Source organism: Acidocella sp. MX-AZ02, from assembly GCF_000306035.1.
GTDB classification, from domain to species: Bacteria; Pseudomonadota; Alphaproteobacteria; order Acetobacterales; family Acetobacteraceae; genus Acidocella; species Acidocella facilis.
In genome coordinates this window covers 202,607-205,866 of the sequence record NZ_JH976207.1, presented here as the reverse complement: position 1 = coordinate 205,866, position 3,260 = coordinate 202,607, and the positions used below count along the sequence as shown (strand labels likewise).

Below are 3,260 nucleotides of genomic sequence, written 5' to 3'. Positions count from 1 at the left end.
AAAAAGGGCTGCGAAATGTTTGGGGTGGTGGCAACGTCGTTGCCGCCACCCCAAACCTTTGTGGAGACTTTTTGAACAAAGTCCCCACCCCTCCAGCGCCATTCCATCGCTGCTGCTCAGCGATGGAACCTTGGGCGCCTCCGCCCCCAAAAACTTTTGCTCCTTACGCCGCGTCGCGCTGGCCGATGAACTGCCGCAACTCCGGCGTTTGCGGCGCGGTGAAGACCTGCTCGGGCGGGCCGCTCTCATGGATGCGGCCCTGATGCATGAACACCAGGCGGTGGCAGACCTCACGCGCGAAGCGCATCTCGTGTGTTACCATCACCAGCGTCATGCCCTGCGCGGCCAGGTCGCGCACCACCGCCAGCACCTCGTTCACCAGCTCCGGGTCGAGGGCGGAGGTGATTTCGTCGCAGAGCAGCGCCAGCGGCTGCATCGCCAAGGCGCGGGCGATGGCGACACGCTGCTGCTGGCCGCCGGAGAGCTGGCCGGGATAGGCGTCGAATTTCTGCCCGAGCCCGACGCGGGTGAGCATCTCCTTCGCCAGCGCCTCGGCCTCGGCCTTGCCGGTTTTCTTCACCACCATCGGCGCCAGCATCACATTGCGCCCGACGCTGAGATGCGGAAACAGGTTGAATTGCTGGAAGATCATGCCGACCTTCTGGCGCAGCAGCCGCAACTGCCCCGCACTCTCCAAGACGCTGGTGCCGGCGACGCGGATGCTGCCTTGCTGGTAGGTCTCCAGCCCGTTGATACAGCGCAGCAGCGTGGATTTGCCCGAGCCGCTCTTGCCGATGAGCGCGATCACCTCGCCCGGCTCGATATCCAGCGTGATGCCTTTCAGCACCTCATTCTGGCCGTAGCTTTTATGGATGTCAGTGAGCGAGATGAGCGGCATTGAGCCTCCGTTCGAGCCAGCCTCTGCACAACGCGATGGGATAGCAGAGGCAGAAATAAATGAGCGCCACCAGCCCATAGACCGTGAAGGGGTGGAAGGTGGCGTTGGTGATGGCGGTGCCGGCCTTTTCCAGCTCGACAAAGCCGATGATCGAGGTCAGCGCCGTGCCCTTGATCACCTGCACCATGAAGCCAAGGCTGGGGGCGGCGGCGATGCGCAGCGCCTGCGGCAGGATGATATGGCGCAGCTGCTCGAGATAGGACATGCCGAGGCTGCCCCCGGCCTCCCACTGTCCGGCGGGCACGGCCTCGACGCTGCCGCGCCAGATTTCGGCGAGGAAGGCGCCGGTCCAGAGCGAGAGCGCGACCCAGGCCGCGGCCCAGGCCGGCACATCGAGCCCGAGCAAAGCCGGGGCGAAGAAGGCCAGGAAGAGCTGCATCAGCAGCGGCGTGCTCTGGAAGATTTCGATATAGATCCGCGCCACCCAGGCCAGGCGGCGATGGGGCTGCACCCGCAGCACCAGCACGATCAGCCCGGCCAGCACGCCGCCGACAAAAGCCCCGGCGGAGAGGGCCAGCGTCCAGCGCGTCGCCAGCAGCAGGCCGCGCAGAATATCCCAGGTGGTAAAGCCCATCATCGCGCCTGCACGCCCTTGAAGAGATGCCGCCCCGCCGCCAGCAGCGCCTGGCGCAGCGCCAGGGCCAGCACGAGATACAGCGCGGTAACGACGAAATAGGCTTCAAACGCCCGGAAGCTGCGGGACTGGATATAAGACGCGACGTAGGTGAGTTCCTGCACGCTGATCTGCGAGCAGACCGAGGAGCCCAGCATCACGATCACCACCTGGCTGGCCAGGGCCGGCCAGATCCGCGCCAGGGATGGGGCGAGCACGATATACCAGAAAATCTGCGGCTTGGAGAGACCAAGGCTGGCCCCGGCCTCGACCTGCCCGCGTGGCGTCGCGATCAGCCCGGCACGGACGATCTCGGTGCCGTAAGCGCCGAGATTGACGACCATGGCGAGAATCGAGGCATCCACCGCATCCAGGCGCAGGCCCAGCGCCGGCAGCCCGAAGAAGATGAAAAACAGCTGCACGATGAAGGGCGTGTTGCGGATCAGCTCGACATAGACCGTGACCGGCAGATTGAGCCAGAGCTTGCCGCTGGTGCGCGCCCAGCCGCCCAGCACCGCGACCGCGATGCCCAGCAGCGTGCCGAACAATGTCAGCTCCGCGGTGATGGCGATGCCGCGGAGCATCATCGGCCAGTAGCCGATGATGGCGCCGAAATCGAACTGATACGTCATTGCGCGGGGTCAGAAATCGGCGGGCAGCGGTTGCTTCAGCCAGGTCTCGCAATATTTGTTCAAGGTGCCATCGGCCTTGGCGGCGGCGATGATGGCATTCACCTTCGCCAGCAGCGCCGGCTGGTTCTTGTTGACCCCGACATAGCAGGGCGAGCTTTGCAGGATGAATTTCAGCAGCGGCGCGCGCGGCGGGTTCTGCGCCATGATCGTCGCGGTGGTCGAGCTGTCGGTGCAGATCAGCTGGGTCTGGCCGGAGATGAAGGCGGAGATGGTGGATTGGTTATCGCCATAGCGCATGATCTGCGCGCTCGGCGGGGCGAGCTTGCTCAACGCGATATCCTCGATATTGCCACGGGTGACGGCGATGCTCTTGCCGGCGAGATCGGCGGCGGTTTTGACATCGATCGTCGCCGGACCGAAGACGCCGCTGAAGAAGGGGGCGTATTTGTCGGAGAAATCGATCACCTTGGCGCGGGCGGGATTCTTGCCGAGGCTGGAGATGATCAGATCGACCTTGCCGGTCTGCAGATAGGGAATGCGGTTCTCCGAGGTGACCGGGGTCATCTGCAGCTTCACGCCCATTTTCGCGGCGATCAGCTTGGCCATGTCGATATCATAACCCTGCAGATTCATATCCGGCCCGACAAAGCCCCAGGGCGGCAGATCCTGCGGCACCGCGACGCGCAGGACGCCGGATTTGGTGATATCGTCCAGCGTATCAGCCAGGGCGCGGCCGGCGAGGGTGAGAGAGGCGACGCCCGCCGCCATGATCGTGGTGAAATGCCGTCTGGTGGTCATTTAATATCGTTCCTGCGTTCAGTACCGCGCCGGGGCGCAACCGCAGGGACCAATGCAAGAGCGATGCCACGATGGGGGGCGACAGGCTTGGCACCGCAAATGCCGGGGCCGCCTTGGAGACGACGGGGATTGTTGAACAATCAGCGTCGCAGACGCTAGGTTTTTCGCCAAATCCGCCTATAAAAGCGCCAATTGGCGCGGGGGGATGGGGGGATGTCCGTTCCCCTTACGGTTTTCGCCGCTTTTTGCGCAAAAGCGG

General features: G+C 64.0%; 4 protein-coding genes. All 4 read right to left on the bottom strand.

The window, feature by feature from the left end; genetic code table 11:
• Positions 1 to 163: 163 nt before the first annotated feature.
• The 4 genes from MXAZACID_RS01005 to MXAZACID_RS00990 are packed head-to-tail and all read right to left on the bottom strand — an operon-like array spanning position 164 to position 3,001.
• Positions 164 to 898 carry an amino acid ABC transporter ATP-binding protein gene (locus MXAZACID_RS01005; RefSeq protein ID WP_008492140.1) on the bottom strand — a complete coding sequence of 245 codons (735 nt, stop codon included), beginning with the start codon at positions 896 to 898 and terminating at the stop codon, positions 164 to 166.
• Positions 876 to 1,535, bottom strand: coding sequence for an amino acid ABC transporter permease (locus tag MXAZACID_RS01000; protein WP_008492139.1), 660 nt, complete (start codon positions 1,533 to 1,535; stop codon positions 876 to 878). Before MXAZACID_RS01000 ends, MXAZACID_RS01005 begins: the two co-directional genes overlap by 23 nt.
• Positions 1,532 to 2,203, bottom strand: coding sequence for an amino acid ABC transporter permease (locus MXAZACID_RS00995; RefSeq protein ID WP_008492138.1), 672 nt, complete (start codon positions 2,201 to 2,203; stop codon positions 1,532 to 1,534). Before MXAZACID_RS00995 ends, MXAZACID_RS01000 begins: the two co-directional genes overlap by 4 nt.
• Before the next feature lie 9 nt (positions 2,204 to 2,212).
• Positions 2,213 to 3,001, bottom strand: coding sequence for a transporter substrate-binding domain-containing protein (locus tag MXAZACID_RS00990; protein ID WP_008492136.1), 789 nt, complete (start codon positions 2,999 to 3,001; stop codon positions 2,213 to 2,215).
• Positions 3,002 to 3,260: the final 259 nt, after the last annotated feature.